Source organism: Metabacillus herbersteinensis, from assembly GCF_042433335.1.
Taxonomy (GTDB): Bacteria; Bacillota; Bacilli; order Bacillales; family Bacillaceae; genus Metabacillus; species Metabacillus herbersteinensis.
Window position 1 is genome coordinate 24,852 of record NZ_JBHLVO010000002.1, and the last position, 20,596, is coordinate 45,447.

Consider the following 20,596-nt stretch of genomic DNA (forward strand, 5'->3'; position numbering starts at 1 on the left):
AGGGGGATTTTTCCTCCTATCGAAATTGGTTTGGGAGGATAATGTTGATGAAAAAACTTCTTAGAGAGTTACCAGCAATACATTTAATACAAAAGGATGAAAGATTTCATGCATTAGAAAAAGTAACATGCATCCCATCTCAAAAGCTAATTGAATGGACCCAGAAAGAACTTAACTACATACGCAAGGCGATTATTGATGGGGAATGTTCAGTAGACATGAAATTGAAAGAGGATTTTTTAAACTATATTTTTACTAAATTAAAACAACATAGTCATTCTTTTTTTGATTACACTCTTAAAGAGGTAATTAATGCAACTGGAACGATACTACATACGAATCTAGGACGGGCAAGATTAAGTGATGAAGCCATTAAACATGTGGTTCATACAGCACGTAATTATTCAAATCTCGAATATGATCTTGAAATGGGAAAGCGTGGATCCCGACATACAATTATCGAGTCAACCCTCATAGATCTTACTGGTGCAGAAGCAGCAATGGTTGTTAATAATAATGCTGCAGCAGTGTATTTGATTTTATGTGCTCTTGCTAAAGAAAAAGAAGTAATTGTGTCCCGGGGTGAGCTTGTTGAAATTGGCGGCTCATTTAGAATTTCATCTATTATGGAAGAAAGTGGGGCAATATTAAAAGAAGTTGGTACAACAAACAAAACACACCTATATGACTATGAACAGTCAATAAATGAAGAAACTTCAATTCTTATGAAAGTCCATACCAGCAATTTTAAAACGATCGGATTTACTCACACTGTAGGTACAGCAGAATTAGTGGAGCTTGCAAATCAACATAATCAATTGATAGTCTATGAGGATTTAGGAAGCGGAGCACTTTATGATTTCCCCATCGGAAGTGAACCGGTTGTGTCTAGGGTGTTAAAAACAGGAGTAGATATTGTTTCGTTTAGCGGGGATAAATTATTAGGTGGACCTCAAGCCGGGATTATTATTGGAAAAAAAGAATTGATTGAAAAGTTAAAAAAGCATCAGATGGCCCGGGTCTTACGCGTTGATAAAATGACGTTGGCTGCCTTGGAAGCGACAGTCAAAAGTTACATTCAAGGGAAGGCAGAACAAATTCCAACGATTCGCGATATTTTGCTCCCATTATCTGAGATTAGAAACCGAATAGATTGTTTTATTGAAGGTGTTAGCCAATACACAAATAATTATACGTTTACTATTAATGAAGAAACTTCACAAATTGGTGGTGGAACGATGCCTGGTGTTGAACTTCAAACCCTTGCCGTTGCTGCAAGTCATCCTAAGTTAAGTGCACAACATCTTTTTGATCGTCTACGTTTAGGTAATCCGGCAATTATAACTAGAGTTAAGAATGAAAAGGTTATTCTTGATTTTCGCACAGTGACTGAAAAAGAAATACCAGCCATTATAAATAGTTTCTTAATCACTGATCAATAGGTAAGAAACTTATAGTATTGTAATAAAATGTTTAAGAAAGATTCCTAGCAGTTTAATAGATACGAAAATACAAAATCTATAATAAACGAGGTAATCAAGTGAATTTAAGAAAGCTTGAAGCGTTTGCATTGTTGATTGAGAAAAAGAGCTTTTCTGAAGTGGCGGCACAACTTGGGTGTTCACAGCCTGCAATCAGCCTACAAATCAAAAGTTTAGAAGACGATTTCAACATTACTCTGTTGGATAGAAAATCATCTATCATTCGGCCAACTCCTGCCGGACATTTTGTTTATCAAAAAGCAAAGAATATCTTAAAACAATGGAAAGAGTTGGAGAATGAAGTTCAAGTATATCATGAAACATTAACGGGAAATTTGAGAATTGGTGCAAGTACGATTCCTGGAACATATCTTTTCCCACAGTGGATCAGTGAATTCCATCGCCTATACCCTAAAGTCAATGTTTCTATAGAAATTAGTGATTCTGAAAAAATTCTTGAGAAACTATTAAACGACCAAGTTGATGTGGTAATAATTGGAGTGAAGCCCAACTCAAATAAAATTATTTCAACTGAGGTAGCGTCTGACTCCCTTGTACTTATTACACCAAACGAACACCCTTTAACGAATTCAAATCGTTTAGATGTTCATACTCTTCGAGAATATAATTTTGTGTTAAGGGAAGAGGGATCTGGAACTCGAAAAGTGATGGAAGAATATTTAACTCAATATGGAATTAAAATCTCTGATCTTCGTTCAGTTGTTCATGTTGGAAGTCCAGAGGCATTAATTGCTTATGTGGAAGAAGGAATGGGAATTAGTTGTGTATCTAAATTAGCGGCAATTCCTGCTAATAAAGCTGGACGTATTCAAATTATAGAGGAATTTGAATACGTCCAACGAGCCTTCTATTTATCAACATTAGTTAAAAATTTAAATAATCCAATCATTAAAGAGTTCTCTTCAAACCTCTCTTCAAAAATCTCACTGAAAAAAGATGGTACAAATTAATTTTTAACACCTTTAAGTACATCTTTACAATAGTAGTTTATAAATGAATGAAGATCATAAAAAACTCAGAGACGTAAAGTTTTATTTGTACTATCAATTATTTTTTCTCTATTAACCGTGGGATGCAGTCAATCGAAGACTGATATTACTTTAAGTAAAGAGCTTAATTCCCATAAATGTGATATGGAAGGTTTTTACATTTTTATTGAATCTGTATTTAGTAAATGTTGTCTGCTTATGGTATACTAAAAAAAAAATCATGAATAATTAAAAAATAATCATGATTAATTTATTGAGTTTGAGGGTGTTTACTAGTGAAAAAACAACAGACGCAAAATAAAGAAATTCAAGCGATTCGTGTGATGTCATATTTCATCGAGTCAACAGCTAAAATTATTGAAGAAGAAGGAATTGATAAAGTTACAATCAGAAAAATTGCCGATTTAGCAGGCTATAACAGTGCAACTTTATATAATTACTTCGAAGACTTGTCCCATTTAATTTTCTTTGCTTCTATGAGATTTGTAAAAAAATATACAGATGATTTACCACATTATATATCAAAAGCCAAAAACCCTTTAGAGAGATATTTTTTAATTTGGGAATGTTTCTGTGATCACTCTTTTGCATCACCACAAATCTATTATGCTGTGTTCTCTTCCGATTTAGGTGTTCACCCTAAAAAACTATCAAAGTATTATGAATTTTACCCAACTGACTTATTAGAAGTGCCAGAAGATTTAAGAAACATGATGTTAGAAACTAATTTGTCAAGAAGAACTCGAATCGCTCTAGAACAATGTATAAAAGAAGGTTACATTAAGGAATCAAATGCTGATCAAATTGCTGAGGCACATTATTTAATATGGCAAGGAATTCTTACGATGTTTATTAATCATAGATCTATGAACACCGTTCAAGAAGCTACAGAAAAGACCATGAAGCACATTCGTCATACAATTGTTCTAGAGGATTCATAACTATTAGCTGACTTCCTGTTGTTCAGGCATGTCATCTTTTGGTAGATTTGACTGCATTTTTATTGCGGCTTTTTCTTCTTTTAGACCCTTAAACAGTGCATAACACATAATGGTCATAATAATCGTAAACGGAAAAGCTGCAGCAATTGATGCAGATTGTAATGTATTTAAACTACCGCTTAACAGTAATACAACAGAGATTAAAGCTAGAAGAATCCCCCAAGTCACCTTTTTTAATCGAGAAGGATTCAGGTTACCTTCCGAACTAAAGATCGCTAATACTAATGTGCCTGAATCTGCAGATGTAACAAAGAAGGTCACGATTAAAGTTAGAGCGATAATACTTAAAGGGAAACTCATAGGGAGATTTTCGAAAAAGACGAACAAAGCTAATGTTACATCATTATTCACTGCGTCTGCTAAAGCTCTATTTCCCAAATTATGAACAAAATGAAGAGCTGACCCACCGAAAGTAGCAAACCATACAAAAGTTCCTAACGTTGGAACAATTAATACCCCCAAAATAAACTCTTTAATAGTTCTTCCCTTGGAAACTTTGGCGATAAAGCTTCCAACAAATGGACCCCATGCAATCCACCATGCCCAATAAAACAATGTCCAACTTGAAATCCAAGAATTATCTCCAAAAGGTTTTATTCTTAAGCTCATATATAAAAGTTGATCAAAATAGCTTCCCATTGTATTGGTAAAAACTTTGAAAATCTGAGCTGTTGGACCAAAGATAATTATTACAGTCATTATAAATATAGCCAACAAAATATTAATATTAGATAAAATTTTCATTCCGCGGTTGATCCCAATAAAAGCAGATCCAGTAAATAAAGCTGTTAAAAAACATATAATAATGATTTGGTTATTAATCGTATTAGGTACATCGAAAAGATGGCTTACACCGGTCGTAATTTGCAATGCACCTAATCCTAATGAAGTGGCAATACCAAAAACGGTGGCTATAATAGCTAGTACATCGATCGTTTTTCCAATTGGTCCGTAAATCCGGTCACCTATAATTGGATAGAAAACTGAACTTATTTGGCCCGGAAGGTTTCTTCGATATTGAAAAAAAGCGAGACTTAATCCGATAACCGTATAGATTGCCCAAGGATGTAGCCCCCAATGGAAAAAAGTATATGTCATTGCTGTATTTGCTGCGTCATCTGTACTTCCTTCGCCAAAGGGGGGAGATAGGTAATGGACCATTGGCTCAGCAACTCCCCAAAACACCAATCCAATTCCCATTCCCGCGCTAAATAGCATGGAAAACCAAGACTTTGTACTATATGCAGGCCGGTCTGTATCCTTCCCAAGCCTTAAGTTTCCAAACCTTGAAAACAATAAGTAAATTGTAAAAAATAAAAAAGTTAGAGTAGCAGTTAGATAGAACCAACCAAAAGATTCAGTCGTAGATTCTAAAAACCATGTTGTTAGATCTGCCAGAAGATCATTAAAAAATACCCCAAATAATACGAAAATCACCGAAATTAACAATGAAGCAAGGAACACAATGTTTTTACTTAAATTCATATAAATAACCCCTTTTCGTTTTTTTTAATCCATTATCCTCACTTTCGTAAGATTGTAAGCGATTTCAGAATGACCTAACTCATTTAACCTGGATTGTATCATAATCAAGATTATAATACAATTCAGAATATTCAAACCCCTTTTACTGGGATAGTATTTTACAATTAATGAAGAGTTACTAGACAACTTTTAGTACTAGTCTTTGTAAAAAGATTTCCTGGACGATGCTGTATGAATCACTAAGACTTTTCTCGAAAAGAAAATAGATGTTAAACACTTAAGGCATTGGCCGGATTATGCACAATTTCATATACTTGAGAATATAAACGGGCAATAAAAAAATGAGGTGTGGTAATCATTTAACCACATTCCATTTGATCTGTTGAAAAAGCAAACCTCCCAAAATCTCAAGTGAACAGTGTAGAGAAGACAACTAAATAAAGGACCGACCGTTGTTTTTTCAAAAGTTTTTATTATTTATTTATTAAAAAAACTGAAAGTTGTTTACATTCTGAAAACTAGCTAATATAATTTAAACAGAATTACTTTATAATCATGATTAAAGGAGGTTATTAGTTTGAAGTTGGAATTAGGTTATTTTCATGTACGAGATATTGTATTTGGAGAAAAGACCTTCTTTGCAAATGGAGTATTAACAATAAACAAAGAAGAAGCTTTGAACACTGTGTTTGAAGACGAAAACATTACATCTGCAGACCTTTTTCTTGCAAAAAAAGGTGATCCTATCCGTATTACTCCAGTAAAAGACGCAGTTGAACCTAGGTGCAAAGTTTCTGGGGGAGTAATGTTTCCAGGGGTAACAAATAAATTGATGCAAGCAGGCCAGGGACGTACACATGTTCTAAAAGGCAGCTGTGTGTTAGCAGTAGGTAAACACTGGGGAGGATTCCAAGACGGTTTAATTGATATGAGCGGTCCTGGAGCAAATCAAACGATGTTTTCTGAGTTATTGAATATTTGCTTAGTTGCTGATACTAGTGAAGAATTTGAAAAAAAGCAACAACAGAAAAAAAATAAAGCATTACGGTGGGCAGCGATGCGATTGGCTGAATATTTAGGAAATTGTGTTAAGGATTTAGAACCAGAAGAGCTTGAAGTTTGCGAACATCTTCCATTAGATAAACGAAGTGAGGAAGTTAACAAGCTTCCAAGAGTTGTATATGTATTACAACTTCAGTCTCAAATGCTTGAAAACGGTTACAATGCCCTTGTATATGGATGGGATTCTAACCGAATGGTACCAACTTTAATGAATCCAAATGAACTGCTAGATGGAGCAATTGTCTCAGGAAGTTTTATGCCATCTTCTTCTAAAATTTCAACTTACCAGCATGTTAATAATGCAACCCTTAAACGGTTAATGGAAGAACACGGTAAAGCGATTAATTTTATTGGTGTAATCATGTCTAACTTAAATGTTCAATTAGAAGAAAAACAAAGGTCAGCGTATTTTGTACGTCAGTTAGCAACTTCTCTAGGTGCTGAAGGAGCTATTGTTTCTGAGGAAGGATACGGTAATCCAGATTCTGATTTTATTCTTGTGATTAACGAATTGGAAGACGCAGGTATTAAAGTCGTAGGAATTACAAATGAATGTACCGGTCGTGACGGGAAATCTCAACCCCTTGTTGATTTATCTGACAAAGCGAATGCAATCGTATCCACTGGAAATGTATCACAATTTATTCAGCTACCACCGATGGAGATCGTCATTGGAGAGCTTGAGTCGTTAGCAAGAGATGGGAATTCAGGTGGATGGGAAGGATCTGTACTAGAAGATGGCTCTATTAAAATGGAAAATAACGGAATGTTTTGTGCGGATTCAAGCACAGGCAATCATTATAAAACAGTAGTTGAGTATTAAATAAAGGGGGGGAAACCATGAAAAAGGCGATACACTATATTAATCAATTTTTCGGGCAAATTGGTGGCGAAGATAAAGCTGATTTTGAACCAGTAATTCGTGAAGGTATTGTTGGACCAGGTTTATTATTAAATAATTTATTGGCTCCTGTTGCGGAAGTAACTCATACAGTTATTTGTGGCGATAACTTTTTTGGTTCACGAAAAGAGGAAGCGGTTACAAGAATTTTAGACTATTTAGCAGATAAAGAGTTTGATGTTTTTATAGCCGGACCAGCTTTCATGGCAGGACGGTATGGGGTTGCCTGCGGTGAAATTTGTAAAGCAGTTAAGGATCGATTTAATGTTCCCGTAATCTCAAGTATGTATGTTGAAAACCCAGGGGTTGAAATGTATCGAAAAGAGATTTATATCTTTCCAGGTGGAAATGGTGCAGTTGCAATGCGGAAAGATGTACCGAAAATGGCGGAGTTCGCGAAAAAAATCCTTAAAAGTGATTCTATTTCATCAGCTGAAGATGAAGGATATTTACCGCGCGGCATCCGCTTAGAAACATTTAAAGAGCCAGCCATTAGTGGAGCTGATCGAGCCGTGACCATGTTACTAAAAAAATTGAACGGCGAAGAATACACAACGGAAATGCCGATGCCAGTGATTGATAGAGTAGCGATTGCTTCTCATGTTGAAGACTTAAGCCAAGCAACAGTTGCACTTGTCAATTCAGGGGGTATTGTTCCTGTTGGCAATCCTGACCGTATTCAGTCAGCTTCGGCAACAAAGTGGGGTAAATATGATATTTCGGATCTTGATTCATTGAAAGCGGGAGAATGGGAAACGATTCATGCTGGATTCGACCCTTCTGCTGCTAATGCTGACCCAAATGTTATCGTACCGTTAGATGCTTTGAGATATTTTGAAAAAGAAGGACGAATTGGAAGAGTACATGAGTATGTTTATTCTACTGTTGGGACAGGTACAACCCAAGCAGAAGCTAGCCGCATGGGTGCAGAAATTGCTCAGCAGTTAAGAGATGCTAATGTTTCCGCTGTTGTCCTTACCTCGACCTGAGGTACTTGTACTCGTTGCGGTGCAACGATGACAAAAGAAATTGAACGTGCAGGTATTACCATTGTACAAATGGCTAACCTTGTATCCATTGCGTATACGGTAGGAGCAAACCGAGTTGTACCTACGATTTCAATACCGTACCCATTAGGAGATCCAAATACTTCGAAAGAAGACCAATGGAGATTACGTAAACACCGTGTAGAAGTTGCTCTAGACTCATTATCTTGTGAAATTGAAGAAGCGACTATTTTTGAAGTGAAAATATAAATTTAACTTTTGGAGGGGTATATGATGTTAAAAGACAAAAAGGTATTTGTACTTGGGGAAAGAGATGGCGTTCCAGCTCCAGCAATTGAGGAATGTATGAACGCTATTGGAGCAGAAGTTATCTATAAAGATACCCAGTGCTTTGTTTGAACGGCTGCAGGTGCGATGGACCAGGTGGTCCAAGAAGAATTAAAGAAAGCTGCAGAAAAGTATGGTAAAGAGAGTGTCATCGTTATTCTCGGTTCACCGGATGAGGATAGTGCTGATATTTTCGCAGAAACGGTAACCGTTGGGGACCCAACTTATGCAGGTCCGTTAGCAGGTGTGGCGTTAGGCCTTCCAGTTTACCACATCCTTGAGGATGAAATTAAAGGTGAAATTCCTGAAGATGTTTATCAAGATCAAATTGGATTAATGGAAATTTCTCTAGATAAAGATAGTATTTGCAATGCGATTAAACAAGCAAGAGAAAAGTTCCTATAAAGGAGGGGAAGAGTATGAGTACCGAAAAAGTTTATGACGTCATTATTGCTGGGGCTGGTCCAGCTGGTATGACAGCAGCGGTTTATACTTCTCGAGCAAAAATGGATACTCTAATGATTGAAAAAGGTCTACCTGGTGGACAAATGACCAAAACAGAGGACATTGAAAACTACCCTGGTTTTGAATCGATCATAGGTCCAGCTTTATCGAAAAAAATGTATGATCATTCCCTAAAATTTGGAGCAGAATTCGTCCGTGGTGATATTAAAGAGATTAAAGACGACTATCCACTGAAAACAGTTATCGTTGATAATAAAGAATTTAAAGCAAAGTCAATTATTGTCGCAACTGGGGCAGAGCATCGTTATCTTGGTGTCCCTGGGGAAAAAGAGTTGTCCGGTTTTGGAGTATCATACTGTGCAGTCTGTGATGGAGCATTTTTCGTTGATCAAGAGTTAGTTGTTGTTGGTGGTGGAGATTCGGCTGTTGAAGAAGCACTGTTTCTAACTCGTTTTGCAACAAAAGTGACAATTATTCACCGACGTGATAAATTGCGTGCACAAAAAATTATTCAAAAACGTGCATTTGAAAATAAAAAAATCGACTTTATTTGGAATCATACAGTAGAAGAAGTTCTAGGTGATGGCCTAGTTTCTGGCGTGTTAATCAAGGATGTAAATACTGGAGAAACTAGAGAATTCCCTTGTAGCGGTGTGTTTATTTATGTAGGTATGGACCCTCTTACAGATTGTGTTAAAGGTTTAGGAATTACAAATGAAAATGGGTATGTCGTTGTAAATGAAGATATGAAAACATCAGCAAAAGGTGTATTTTCGGCGGGTGATGTTAATGAAAAAATGTTGCGTCAAGTGATCACAGCAACAGGTGACGGTAGTGTAGCTGCATTATCAGCACAACATTATGTAGAATATCTAGAAGAAGAACTAAAAGAGAAAGAATTAGAGGTGCGTTAAATATGGTAACACCAGTTATTAAAGGAGCTTCTTTTGTTATAACTCATACGCCAAGTTTAGTCCGACATGGGTCTAAACCAGTTCGGGAAATTGAAAAAAATAAAGATGTACTTGGAGATATTTTAAGTCATTTAAGAAGTTATGAAGATGCTGTTGCTTATCCACCGAATCAGGTTTTTATTGGTAATATGAGACCTGAATTATTAAAGGAATACGAAAGACCTTGGACAAATGCAAAAATTGAAAATGCAGACAGGTTTAGCCCATGGGGTGAGATTCTCCCTGAAGATGAATTCTATGGATGGCTTAAAATCTCTGACTTGTATAATCTAGTTTCTTTAGAAGAAAGCTTTTTAAACAATATAAGAACTAACTTAGAAAAGCATCCTCTTGTTAAACCAGAGGATCTAAAGGCTCTGGAGAATGGCGTTACATTTGAGCAAATCGAGGAAAAGCTAGCTGATGGCTCTGCTCTTCCCCTCTATATTAATAAAGATCAATTGATAGGAGTTTTCGTAGCAGGCCATAATGAAGATAAATTTCTGTCGGCACACATTCTGTTAGAGAATTTAGCGAATAAAGCATCAGGAATTGTTGCTATGCGACATGCTCTCAACTCATTTGATGTCAAACCTGAGCAAATTGATTATGTCGTCGGTTGTGACGAAGAAGCTGTTGGAGATCGTTATCAACGTGGTGGCGGTAATATGGCGAAGTCTATAGCCGAACATGCAGGTTGTATTAATGCATCTGGATCTGACATAAAATCATTTTGTTGTGCACCGGCTCATGCTGTAAGTGTTGCTGCAGCTTTTGTCCAATCCGGTATTTACGAAGAAGTGTTAGTTATCGGGGGAGGATGCTTAGCAAAATTAGGGATGAAATTTGCTGGAAACCTTTCTAAGGATATGCCAATTACGGAAGACCAAATGGGTGCAATTGCTATCCTTATTGGAAAAGATGATGGTAAAAGCCCTAAAATTCGTACAGATGCATTTGGAAAGCACGAGATTTCCGCTGGGTCATCTGCTCAAGCAATCTATCAATCTTTAGTCGTTAAACCACTCGAAAGAATTGGTAAAAAGATTTTAGATATTGATAAATTTGCTGTGGAATTGCACAATCCAGATGTTACAGAACCAAATGGTAACGGTAATGTACCAAAAGGAAACTACCGAACTCTTGCAGCTATGGCTGTATTAAGAAAAGAAATGGATCGTTCTGAGATGGACTCTTTTGAAGATAAACATGGGATGTTAGGTTTTTCTCCTACTCAGGGGCATATTGCATCGGCAATTCCATTTTTAGGTCATGCGAGAGACATGATTATGAACGGTGAAATAGATAATGCAATGTTTGTAGGAAAAGGAAGCTTATTTTTAGGGAAAATGACAAACCTTTCCGATGGAATGTCATTTGTTATCGAAAAAAATGATGGGAGTGGTTTATAATGATCGTAGTAGGTAAAGATAATTTTGAAGCAGAGGTACTTCAAGCAGAACAGCCAGTAGTAGTAGATTTTTGGGGCCCAAGTTGCCAACCATGTCTTCAATTAATGCCAGATGTAGAAGCATTGGAAGAAACATATGGCGATAAAGTTAAAATTGTTAAACTCAATAGTGCAGAAAATCGAAGAGTTTGCATTAATCACCGAGTTATGGGATTACCGTCTTTCTTATTGTTTAAAGATGGTCAAGAGGTAAAAAGAATTTCTGGTGGGGAATTGACAAAAGAGGATATTGAAAATCTTATCAAGGAATCTATTTAGTTATTAATTTCATAAAGAAAGGATGATTGAGATGGATTTAAAAAACAAAAAAGTATTTGTTCTTGGAGAAAGAGATGGTGTACCAGCTCCAGCAATTGAAGAATGCATGAATGCAATTGGTGCAGAAGTCATTTACAAAGATACTCAATGCTTCGTTTGAACGGCTGCAGGTGCGATGGACCAGGTGGTCCAAGGAGAATTAAAGAAAGCTGCTGATAAGTATGGAAATGAAAATGTCATTGTTATTCTCGGTTCACCGGATGAAGATAGTGCTGATATTTTTGCAGAAACAGTAACAGTGGGTGACCCGACCTATGCTGGTCCGTTAGCTGGTGTTGCGTTAAAGCTTCCTGTTTACCACATTCTAGAGGATGAAATCAAAGGGGAAATTCCTGAGGGTGTTTACCAAGATCAAATAGGCTTGATGGAACTTTCCTTAGATAAAGAAAGCATTTGTAATGCGATTAAGCAAGCCAGAGAGAAATTTTTAAACGTATAATAGAGTAATAATATTTGAGTGAATAAATTGTACTCTAGTAAATTAAAAATTATATAAGGAAACGCCGATTTCATATTCCCAGAAAATCGGCGTTTCTATATTATGAGTTAAATTTAAATATCATAGCAGTTGGAAATAAACACTACCATACTAAAAGCACCCTTAACTAGTATTAAGGATGCTTAAATCGAATAGTATTTTTGATAAGTTTTAAACAACTTTTTATCGTAGTTAAAATAGTCTTACTGAAAACTGAGCAATAACTGGTGAAATCTAATAAGTCAGAGTAAAGGTTTAAAATTAACCTCAAACCATCGTAATTCCTGGTATAAATGGCGGGAGAGGATGGGAATCGAACCCACCGAACGCCTCACGGACGTCCCACTCGGTTTTGAAGACCGGGAAGGGCACCAGCACCTCAGCCAACCCCATAACCCAATTTTACATAAAACTTTCTTATTTTACAACACATATATTTTGATTTTTATGAAAAATAAAAATTTATATAATACAACCAACTTAATCTCTTTGATATACTTATGATAAAGGGTATAAACCCAATTAATTATATGAAGATAGAAAGAAACGAAAACTTTTAAAAATGCAATTTTTTACTAAAGCTACTATCTTTGTACAGTGTCTTTCAATATATATCACTATTAAGATAGACTATGTACCTAATAACGTGATCGGGGGTAGACCGATGGGATATTATACGATTGGAATCGCAGGACATATCGACCACGGCAAAACAACGTTAACAAAAGCATTAACGAATGTCGATACAGATCGTCTAAAAGAAGAGAAAGAACGTAACATTTCAATTGAGCTTGGGTATGCCCCATTTCAAATTAAAGAGAATTATCATGTCTCTATTATCGATGTACCAGGACACGAAAAATTTATCAGACAAATGATAGCAGGTGTGACCGGTATTGATTTAGTGCTTGTAGTTGTTGCTGCAGATGAAGGTTTGATGCCGCAGACGAAAGAGCATTTTGAAATATTATCTCTACTAGGTATTAAACAAGCGATTATTGTGGTAACGAAAGCGGATTTAGTTGATGATGAACAGCTGGAACTAGCCAGTGAGGAAATACGAGATTATGTCAATGATACTGACTTCAAAACGGCGGAAATTGTTTATGTGGACGGAGTTTCTAAGCGTGGTATCTCTACTTTGAATGAGAAGATTATCGGAAATTTAGACCAACTTCAAAAAAGAGACGATAAGGGAGCCTTGCGTTTACCTGTTGATCAAGTTTTTACTCTCCAAGGTCATGGAACGATTTTACGTGGAACATTACATGATGGTACGATAACAGCTGGTCAATCGATTACGATTTTACCTGATGGATATAAAGGAAAAGTGCGTCAGTTGCAGTCGCAAAACAAAACAGTTACAAAAGCTTTTCCCGGACAACGGGTTGCTATCAATATTTCCGGTATAGATCGGGGTAAATTGCAACGTGGGCATGTCATTGTCGACTCTGGGCATTATGCTATTTCCGAGTGTATAGATGTGATCATCCGAACAACGAGATTAATGGAGCTTCCATTAAAACAGCGGACACTAGTGAAATTACATATTGGAACTTCAGAGGTTATGGGGAAAATTGTTTTCTTTGATCGCAATACATTAGAAGCAGTTGCTGAAGAAGAAGTTTACTGTCAAATCAGACTTGATGAACCTATTGTTGCAAAAAAAGGAGATCGCTTTATCTTACGCCGTCCTTCACCAACTGAAACATTTGCTGGTGGAAAAGTTATCAACGTAAACGGAGGAAAGTACCATTTTGGTTCAAAAACAATTAATATGTTGAAACAAATGGAGAAAGGTTCCCTTCTTGATCAGTTAATTTCCCTTCTTGAAGAACATAAATTGTTATCTTATGAAAACATGATAAAACAGCTCGGATTAACCAAACAAGAATTAAATCAATTGTTAGAAGAAGGAGTAGCGGCAGGTCAAATTATTAAGCTTTCTGGACAAATTTTTGCTTATACCGTTGTCAAACAACTTGATGATGATGTTTTACTACATTTGGAACAATATCATATTCAAAATCCATTACGACATGGAATCCCTAAAGCAGAATTGATCCAAACCTATAAGAAATCTTATCCTGAAAAATTGGTGAACGCTGTCTTTGACCAATTAAAAATTAATAATGATATTTGTTTAAATGGTCCCAATATCTACTTAAATACTTTTCAACCAGCATTACCGAAACAATGGGAGAAGAGAATGAATGGTGTAATTGACAAGCTTGAGGAACAAGGATTAGAGCCAAAACCAATTGAGGAACTAACGGTTCAAGCAGAAATACCAGATAAAATTGCTAAAGAATTCATTAACTATTTAAAAAATGAACAGATTGTTGACAAGTTGGATGAGAAGCATTTAATCCACCATAAAGTCTTACATCATACAACTCATGTTTTAAAAGATGAGTACCCCGATTCATTTACGCTTCAAGAAGCGAAAAGTGTTTTGAATGTTAGTCGTAAATATCTGGTTCTAATTCTGGAATTGCTTGATAGAAAAAAAGTGACAATTCGTAACGATCAAAAACGAAAGTGGACTGCTATTTAAAAAACGCCTTTCTCGTTTCATTGAGAAAGGTGCTCTTTTTATTGCTTAGGAAATTATAAAATTCTAGAACTGTGGCTAAGCTATTCGACATCTACCTCAAGCGCCAAGCCCACTTGAGGTCACAAGCCAATCCTCCCTGTAAGGTAAAAAGTTCTCTGTGAGTCTCGTCTTGTTTACCCAAGGCTTATCAAGGCACTACACTTTTGTTCTGTTATTTATTTTAAAACGGAGATTGTTTTTACCTTAGCTTCTGATACTTCACCAATAATCGTTGCAAATTCTCCCATCGCCTTCATTTTCGATACATATTGGGCTGCTTCTTTTTTGGGCAATGAAACAAGAAGTCCACCCGATGTTACGGCATCGCATAAAATTAATTCTTCGACATCGGTGATACCTTGATAATTAATATGTGGTTTCGTCCACTTATGATTCGCTTTAGATCCGCCAGGGATAATCCCTTTTTCTGCTAATTCAATTGTTCTGTCAAGAAGAGGAATAGAGTTGAAATCAATTGTAAAGTGGACATTGCTACCGCTTGCCATCTCAAAGGCATGTCCTAGAAGTCCGAACTCGGTTATATCGGTGACAGCATGGACATTGTATTCAAATAGACTTTCGGCTGCTACTTTATTAAGTTGTGCCATCAATTTGGATACTTGTTGGCATTCACTCTCAGACAGGGCTCCCCGTTTTATCGATGATGTCAAAATTCCTACTCCGATTGGTTTCGTCAAGACTAGCGAATCACCTGGTAGAGCTCCTATGTTACGAAAAATTTTGTCTGGATGAACGATTCCGGTAACAGACAGTCCGAATTTCGGCTCTTGGTCGTCAATCGAATGTCCACCAATGGTAACTGCATCTGCCTCATCAACTTTATCCGAAGCACCCTTTAAAATTTCAGCTAAGATAGATGGATCCAACTTTTTAATTGGAAAACCGACAATATTTAAAACTGTTTTAGGTATACCACCCATCGCATAAACATCACTTAACGAATTCGCTGCAGCGATTTGGCCAAACATATATGGGTCATCAACAATCGGTGTGAAGAAATCAACTGTTTGAATAATCGCAAGATCATCCGTTAACCTGTAAACTCCTGCATCATCCGATGTATTGACGCCGACTAACAAATTTGAATCGTGCTTTTTATCTGGTAAATAACGCAGTACCTGCGCTAGGTCTTCAGGACCGATTTTGCACCCTCAACCTCCTTTTGTTGAAAAGGATGTTAAACGAATTTTTTCTTGGCTCTTCATCGACGTCACCTCCTAACTACAGTATAAACAGTTACATAAAGTTATTAAAGAAAAACATTTGGGGATTCTGTATACTACCTCTGTATGTCAAATTTCACATTCCTTAGTACTTTTTATAAAATTGTATCTAAACTACAAGATAAATAAAAGCGTTTAAAGTATATGCATTCCACACCCATAGAACGCTGTTAAAAGAACTACAGGACCGTCCCCTATGATCGTTATATCGTATGATTTTATGTTTTCTTTCACACATATCCCCCCAATTAATCATGTAAAAGCCTGCCAAATAGATTTAATATTTATAATACGTTTTAGAAGGGGCAAAATAATCGATAAACGTTCACTATTTTTTATATCCCTTTACTAACGGCTTAAGAGGGGGAAATACAGAGGAAGCCTATACTCTAGCGAGCAAAGTCGCAGCAAAACATGCAGCTTCCTTGAATGCTCAGGCTTATCAGTATTTCCCTAAAAACCCACGAAGTTTATCGGTTAAAGACTACGATCAATTGGATGCAGAACTGTGTAAAGAATTTTGTTAAACACATCAAATCGTTTCTGTTGCTCACACACCATATCCAACGAGCTTAACTCCTTCAAGCGCAAAAAAAGAACTTACGATTCAATCGTTGCAAAATGATTTAGAGATCGCAGATGCTTGTGGCTCAGTCGGTGTCGTTGTACATTTCGGGAGTGACGTTAGCGGAAATGATCCACTTGAAAGTTATCAGTTGATGATTGAAATGTTGAACACGGTTCTATTGGAGTGGGAGGGTGAATGTAAGATCCTCCTTGAAAATCTAGCGAGTAAACAAGGCAGCATCGGAACAACCCTAGAGGAGCTTGTTCAAATTCGTAATTTGAGTGATCAATCTGAGAAAATAGGCTTCTGTCTCGACACCTGTCATGCGTTTGCAAGCGGGCTCTGGACAGGTGGGAATTGGCGGGATTTGCTAGCCAACGGAACAAGTTTAGGGTATTTTCAAGAGGTAAAAGCGATCCATCTTAACAACTCAAAGTATCCATCAGGTGAGGGGAAGGATCGACATGCAAATATTTTTAAGGCGGGCTATATAAAAGAAGCTCAAATTGAGGAACTCGTCTCGACTCCAATTTTAATGGATATTCCGTTTATCTTGGAGACTCCATCTGATAAGGGAGTTTCCCACGGTGAGGAGATTGGAATGTTGTATGAAAAATGGGGGAGGTAGCAGGGCATACAAAAGCAGTAGAAATCTTATTCGCGATTTCTACTGCTTTTGTATGCTTATGGTTGAATAATATGTAATCCGTGCTGCTCCAGTCGATCAACAATCTGTTCATGAGCAATGTCGCGGTCATTATATTCAATCTTGATTTCACCATCGTTTACATCGACTAAAGCTCGTTCAATTCCATTCATTTGTGTTAGAATTGTTTCAACCGTTTGAATTGATGGCTCGGATGTCGCTTCTTTTACAAATATGGTCGTAGTGGCCATTGTTTAGTCCCCTTTTCGGATTTGTCCTGTTATATCTATACCCTTATATGCAGGAATATATGTTTAGAAGCTAAATCTTAGGCTATTTTCTGGCTATAGGACCGAAAAGTTGCAGTGTTTGCATTTTATCATCGAGTTTGCCACTTATATCGATCAAGTTTCCAAATATATGATCAAGTTTTCGATTATATAATCAAGTTTCCGATTATATCGATCTATCGACAAAAAACAACATAATTCGACCTAACTTCTTCAATAAAAAAATCGCCTTACTACTTCTGCATGTCAGCAAAAGAAGAAAGGCGATTTCGAATCTGGATTATCCGACTAATTTCTCTAAATCCTTAAAAGAAGCAGTGTACACGGTAGTCGTTGTGTGCATCGCATCATAATGAACGAGCATAAATGATGGCTCCGTAATAATTTCACCAGTTACGCGATAATGGGCAACATTGAAAGGCAGCTCCTCAAGAATCGTATGCTTGAACAAATCCTTTTCTGTCATTTGTTTGCTTGCGAACTCTTTTCCGAGAAGAGTAGGCTCATTCAAGATTGCGTGATAAAGCTTGCTGCGTTCTTGCTTGGTGAGGGCATCATCCCACCATGCTTTTCGCGGTTTGTGCTTTTGATTTTGCAGATAATCAATCTTCATGAAACCAAGGGCACTTTCAAGATGCTGAGGTTTCACTGCTTCCAGGAAGTTATGAAGACGTTTGTAGAGGTCCTCAAGCTGATGACCAATTCTGCTCCAGCCTTTTTCGTCCCAGAACGTTCCAAATTGTTGGAAAAAGTCAAACGGTGAAGGAAACACGTGCTGAATTAAATATTCAACGGTTTCATCCATGCGATGGTCATTCCAATACTTTTCTAACACGTCTTCCACTTGTTTGATTTTTACAATATCTTCAAACGATAGCACATTATTTTTAAGAATTTCATAAGGTGACTGATCCATATACACATAGTCATGATCGGCAGCACGTAGACGTAAACCTGTTCCACGAAGCATTTTTAAAAATCCTAGTTGCACCTCTTCAGGACGAAGTTCAAACACTTCATTAAAAGTGTTTCTGAAAGAATCGTAATCCTCCTCAGGTAAGCCAGCAATTAAATCGAGATGCTGATCAATTTTCTTACCTTCTTTAACCATTGTTACCGTTCTTGTAAGCTTACTGAAATTCTGTCTTCTCATCACAAGCTCATTTGTCGCATCATTCGTCGATTGAACGCCAATTTCAAAACGGAACAATCCAGCAGGAGCATTATCATTTAAAAATTGAATCACTTCAGGTCTCATAATGTCAGCAGTTATTTCAAATTGAAAAACAACTCCAGGAACGTGCTCGTCAATTAAAAATTGAAACATTTCCATTGCGTAGCTACGGCTAATATTAAAAGTCCGATCGACAAATTTAATCGTTTTTGCACCGTTTTTCATCAAGTAGCGAATGTCTTCTTTGACTTTTTCACGGTCAAAATAGCGAACACCCACCTCAATTGATGACAAACAAAATTGACAACTAAACGGACAGCCACGGCTTGTCTCAATATAAGTAACTCTTTTTGGAAAATGAGCAAGATCTTCTTCTAAACGAAAAGGAGACGGTAAATCCTTCAGGTCAACTTTTGAACGCTGCGGGTTAATGACAACCTTCTCATCAACACGATGAGAAAGCCCACTCACGTTTTCAAAGTTTTGCTCTCCATGCGCTTCATCTAAAAATTGCTTAAAGGATTGTTCACCTTCACCAACAAAAATGAAGTCGACCTCTGGGATTTTCTCCATCCATTCCCGCGTGTCATAGGTAACTTCAGGACCACCGAGTGCAATTTTCAGATCAGGATTCACTTTTTTTAACATTTTAATGACTTTAATCGTTTCTTCGATGTTCCAAATATAACAACTAAACCCAATGATATCAGCCGATTTTCGAAACAAATCACTAACGATGTTCATTGATGGATCTTTGATCGTATATTCAGCGAGCTGGATGTCATAATCAGGCTGCGCGTAAGCTTTTAAATAACGAATCGACAAACTAGTATGGATGTACTTTGCATTTAAAGTTGATAAAACAATATTCATATAAACACCACTTCTTGCAAGATTATGTTGCTTAAGTCAATTCCACTATTTTACCACAGTTTAACCAAAAAGGAGAGGGCAATAGTAGCCGCTCTCCTTCAGAAATGTTTTCCAATTAAAATCTTTAATATAGTGCACTTTTTTCAACCAATGCTTTGTAGCTCTGCTTCAAGTTTGTGGCACGAAGCTCAATAATTGGTTGAGCGATCGTTTTTACGATATTCGTCGATAAAATGAACGTTAACAAAATCGATAGCATTATTAGTAGGGTTAAGCTCTGATAATCTTTCATCCATTCAAGAACCTCGCTTTTTCTAAAGGCTTGGATGATGAATCCATGTAACAAGTAAACGTAAAAGGTTCGTGTACCCCAGTGAGTAAAAAAGTAAGTTTTGTTCGGAACCAATGCTAAGAAGCTAAATGATGTAAGAAGTGTAAGTGTGTAAAAGCCCATTCGAACAAAAGGACTTAGAAGCGTTACTTCACCTAGTTTTGAAAAGGATTTTGAACCAAATAACCATTCATAGTTAAAGTCTAATTGAAAATAAGCTAGAAACGTAATAAGTAACAAACTAATTGAAATCGTTCGCCCAGGTACGGTAGTGAGTGCTCTAAAATGTGACCGATCTAGGTAGAACCCAATTAGAAATAATGGGAAAAATACAAACGTTCTCGACAAACTCAAGTAGTTACTAACAAAATCAACGTAACCAACAGCAATTCCGACTGCAAAAGCCGCGAGAAGTGCCCACTTAGTTGGAAGCTTCGTAAACGGTACGAGCAATAAGTTCCAGAAGAACAAACTGATTAAAAACCAAAGTGACCAATGGGGATCAAGTGGATCCAAGACAATGGTACTGTTTGATTCCACCAAATAATAGTAAACAGAGTAAATACCTTGGAAAATTAAATACGGTAATATTAATTTTTTTGAGATTTTACTAACATAGCCCTTCTTTTTAAAGCCTTTTGCAAAATAACCAGACACTAAAATAAACGCCGGCATATGGAAGGTATACACAAATTTATACACATTCATCATGAATGCATTATCATCTATAAATGAACGACTTACGTGGCCAAAAACCACTAACAGTATCAAGAGAAACTTGGCATTATCAAAGTAGCTGTCACGATTTTTCAGGGGAAATCACTCTTTTCTTAGCTGTGTCATGATATCCAGCTCCAGCGCCTAGCCCCGACGCACAGGACGTGCTTGTCGGTGCAGAATCAAGGCGCTTACGCT

Annotated in this window: 17 protein-coding genes and 1 tRNA gene; 12 read left to right on the forward strand and 6 right to left on the reverse strand. The window is 36.8% G+C overall.

Annotation, left to right across the window (positions count from 1 at the left end):
* Positions 1-47: 47 nt before the first annotated feature.
* From selA to ACFFIX_RS03135, 3 genes are all read left to right on the forward strand, one after another.
* The gene (gene selA / locus ACFFIX_RS03125; RefSeq protein ID WP_378930439.1) at positions 48-1,442 is read left to right on the forward strand and encodes an L-seryl-tRNA(Sec) selenium transferase; all 1,395 of its coding nucleotides are present in this window, start codon (positions 48-50) and stop codon (positions 1,440-1,442) included.
* Positions 1,443-1,540: 98 nt separating this feature from the next.
* Positions 1,541-2,452, forward strand: coding sequence for a selenium metabolism-associated LysR family transcriptional regulator (locus ACFFIX_RS03130; RefSeq protein ID WP_378930441.1), 912 nt, complete (start codon positions 1,541-1,543; stop codon positions 2,450-2,452).
* A 314-nt stretch (positions 2,453-2,766) separates the two neighbouring features.
* Positions 2,767-3,432, forward strand: a complete 666-nt coding sequence (locus tag ACFFIX_RS03135; RefSeq protein WP_378930443.1) for a TetR family transcriptional regulator — start codon at positions 2,767-2,769, stop codon at positions 3,430-3,432.
* Positions 3,433-3,435: 3 nt separating this feature from the next.
* Here the strand turns inward: ACFFIX_RS03135 and ACFFIX_RS03140 are convergent, their stop codons facing one another.
* A complete protein-coding gene (locus ACFFIX_RS03140; protein ID WP_378930445.1) occupies positions 3,436-4,977 on the reverse strand; it encodes a glycine betaine uptake BCCT transporter in 1,542 nt (513 codons plus the stop codon).
* A 577-nt stretch (positions 4,978-5,554) separates the two neighbouring features.
* Here ACFFIX_RS03140 and ACFFIX_RS03145 point away from each other — a divergent pair.
* From ACFFIX_RS03145 to grdA (ACFFIX_RS03175), 7 genes are read left to right on the forward strand one after another with little or no spacing between them, the layout of a single operon-like run.
* A complete protein-coding gene (locus ACFFIX_RS03145; protein WP_378930447.1) occupies positions 5,555-6,862 on the forward strand; it encodes a glycine/sarcosine/betaine reductase component B subunit in 1,308 nt (435 codons plus the stop codon).
* A 17-nt stretch (positions 6,863-6,879) separates the two neighbouring features.
* Positions 6,880-8,196, forward strand: coding sequence for a glycine/betaine/sarcosine/D-proline family reductase selenoprotein B (locus ACFFIX_RS03150; protein ID WP_378930449.1), 1,317 nt, complete (start codon positions 6,880-6,882; stop codon positions 8,194-8,196).
* A 21-nt stretch (positions 8,197-8,217) separates the two neighbouring features.
* A complete protein-coding gene (grdA, locus tag ACFFIX_RS03155; protein WP_378930451.1) occupies positions 8,218-8,679 on the forward strand; it encodes a glycine/sarcosine/betaine reductase complex selenoprotein A in 462 nt (153 codons plus the stop codon).
* A 14-nt stretch (positions 8,680-8,693) separates the two neighbouring features.
* Positions 8,694-9,653: a thioredoxin-disulfide reductase gene (gene trxB / locus ACFFIX_RS03160; protein WP_378930453.1), complete on the forward strand. Its 960-nt coding sequence runs from the start codon at positions 8,694-8,696 to the stop codon at positions 9,651-9,653.
* Between the two features lie 2 nt (positions 9,654-9,655).
* Positions 9,656-11,104, forward strand: a complete 1,449-nt coding sequence (gene grdC, locus ACFFIX_RS03165; protein ID WP_378930455.1) for a glycine/sarcosine/betaine reductase complex component C subunit beta — start codon at positions 9,656-9,658, stop codon at positions 11,102-11,104.
* Entirely contained in the window at positions 11,104-11,421 is a 318-nt protein-coding gene (locus tag ACFFIX_RS03170) for a thioredoxin family protein (protein WP_378930458.1), read from the forward strand. Before grdC ends, ACFFIX_RS03170 begins: the two co-directional genes overlap by 1 nt.
* Positions 11,422-11,452: 31 nt before the next feature.
* A complete protein-coding gene (gene grdA, locus ACFFIX_RS03175) occupies positions 11,453-11,920 on the forward strand; it encodes a glycine/sarcosine/betaine reductase complex selenoprotein A (RefSeq protein WP_378930460.1) in 468 nt (155 codons plus the stop codon).
* Positions 11,921-12,253: 333 nt separating this feature from the next.
* Here grdA (ACFFIX_RS03175) and ACFFIX_RS03180 read toward each other — a convergent pair.
* Positions 12,254-12,350: transfer RNA gene (locus ACFFIX_RS03180), tRNA-Sec, on the reverse strand.
* A 273-nt stretch (positions 12,351-12,623) separates the two neighbouring features.
* Between ACFFIX_RS03180 and selB the strand changes: the two genes are divergently transcribed.
* Positions 12,624-14,516, forward strand: a complete 1,893-nt coding sequence (gene selB, locus ACFFIX_RS03185) for a selenocysteine-specific translation elongation factor (RefSeq protein WP_378930462.1) — start codon at positions 12,624-12,626, stop codon at positions 14,514-14,516.
* 215 nt (positions 14,517-14,731) lie between these two features.
* Here the strand turns inward: selB and selD are convergent, their stop codons facing one another.
* On the reverse strand, positions 14,732-15,781 hold the full coding sequence (gene selD, locus ACFFIX_RS03190) for a selenide, water dikinase SelD (protein ID WP_378930464.1): 1,050 nt from the start codon (positions 15,779-15,781) through the stop codon (positions 14,732-14,734).
* A gap of 554 nt (positions 15,782-16,335) precedes the next feature.
* On the opposite strand from selD, the gene ACFFIX_RS03195 reads away from it, so the two are divergent.
* Complete coding sequence (locus ACFFIX_RS03195) at positions 16,336-16,995, forward strand: deoxyribonuclease IV (RefSeq protein WP_378931144.1); 660 nt, start codon at positions 16,336-16,338, stop codon at positions 16,993-16,995.
* A 56-nt stretch (positions 16,996-17,051) separates the two neighbouring features.
* Here the strand turns inward: ACFFIX_RS03195 and ACFFIX_RS03200 are convergent, their stop codons facing one another.
* From ACFFIX_RS03200 to ACFFIX_RS03210, 3 genes are all read right to left on the reverse strand, one after another.
* Positions 17,052-17,264, reverse strand: a complete 213-nt coding sequence (locus ACFFIX_RS03200; protein ID WP_378930466.1) for a heavy-metal-associated domain-containing protein — start codon at positions 17,262-17,264, stop codon at positions 17,052-17,054.
* 319 nt (positions 17,265-17,583) lie between these two features.
* Entirely contained in the window at positions 17,584-19,350 is a 1,767-nt protein-coding gene (locus tag ACFFIX_RS03205) for a B12-binding domain-containing radical SAM protein (protein ID WP_378930468.1), read from the reverse strand.
* 124 nt (positions 19,351-19,474) lie between these two features.
* Positions 19,475-20,494 (reverse strand): acyltransferase family protein, encoded by a 1,020-nt coding sequence (locus tag ACFFIX_RS03210; RefSeq protein ID WP_378931146.1) that lies wholly within the window; start codon positions 20,492-20,494, stop codon positions 19,475-19,477.
* Positions 20,495-20,596 lie beyond the last annotated feature (102 nt).

What these genes read in the sequence shown, in the direction of transcription:
- selA (WP_378930439.1), top strand. Translation starts at nt 48, where the DNA reads ATGAAAAAACTTCTTAGAGAGTTACCAGCAATACATTTAATACAAAAG.
- ACFFIX_RS03140 (WP_378930445.1), bottom strand. Translation starts at nt 4,977, where the DNA reads ATGAATTTAAGTAAAAACATTGTGTTCCTTGCTTCATTGTTAATTTCG.
- trxB (WP_378930453.1), top strand. Translation starts at nt 8,694, where the DNA reads ATGAGTACCGAAAAAGTTTATGACGTCATTATTGCTGGGGCTGGTCCA.
- grdC (WP_378930455.1), top strand. Translation starts at nt 9,656, where the DNA reads ATGGTAACACCAGTTATTAAAGGAGCTTCTTTTGTTATAACTCATACG.
- ACFFIX_RS03170 (WP_378930458.1), top strand. Translation starts at nt 11,104, where the DNA reads ATGATCGTAGTAGGTAAAGATAATTTTGAAGCAGAGGTACTTCAAGCA.
- selB (WP_378930462.1), top strand. Translation starts at nt 12,624, where the DNA reads ATGGGATATTATACGATTGGAATCGCAGGACATATCGACCACGGCAAA.
- ACFFIX_RS03200 (WP_378930466.1), bottom strand. Translation starts at nt 17,264, where the DNA reads ATGGCCACTACGACCATATTTGTAAAAGAAGCGACATCCGAGCCATCA.
- ACFFIX_RS03205 (WP_378930468.1), bottom strand. Translation starts at nt 19,350, where the DNA reads ATGAATATTGTTTTATCAACTTTAAATGCAAAGTACATCCATACTAGT.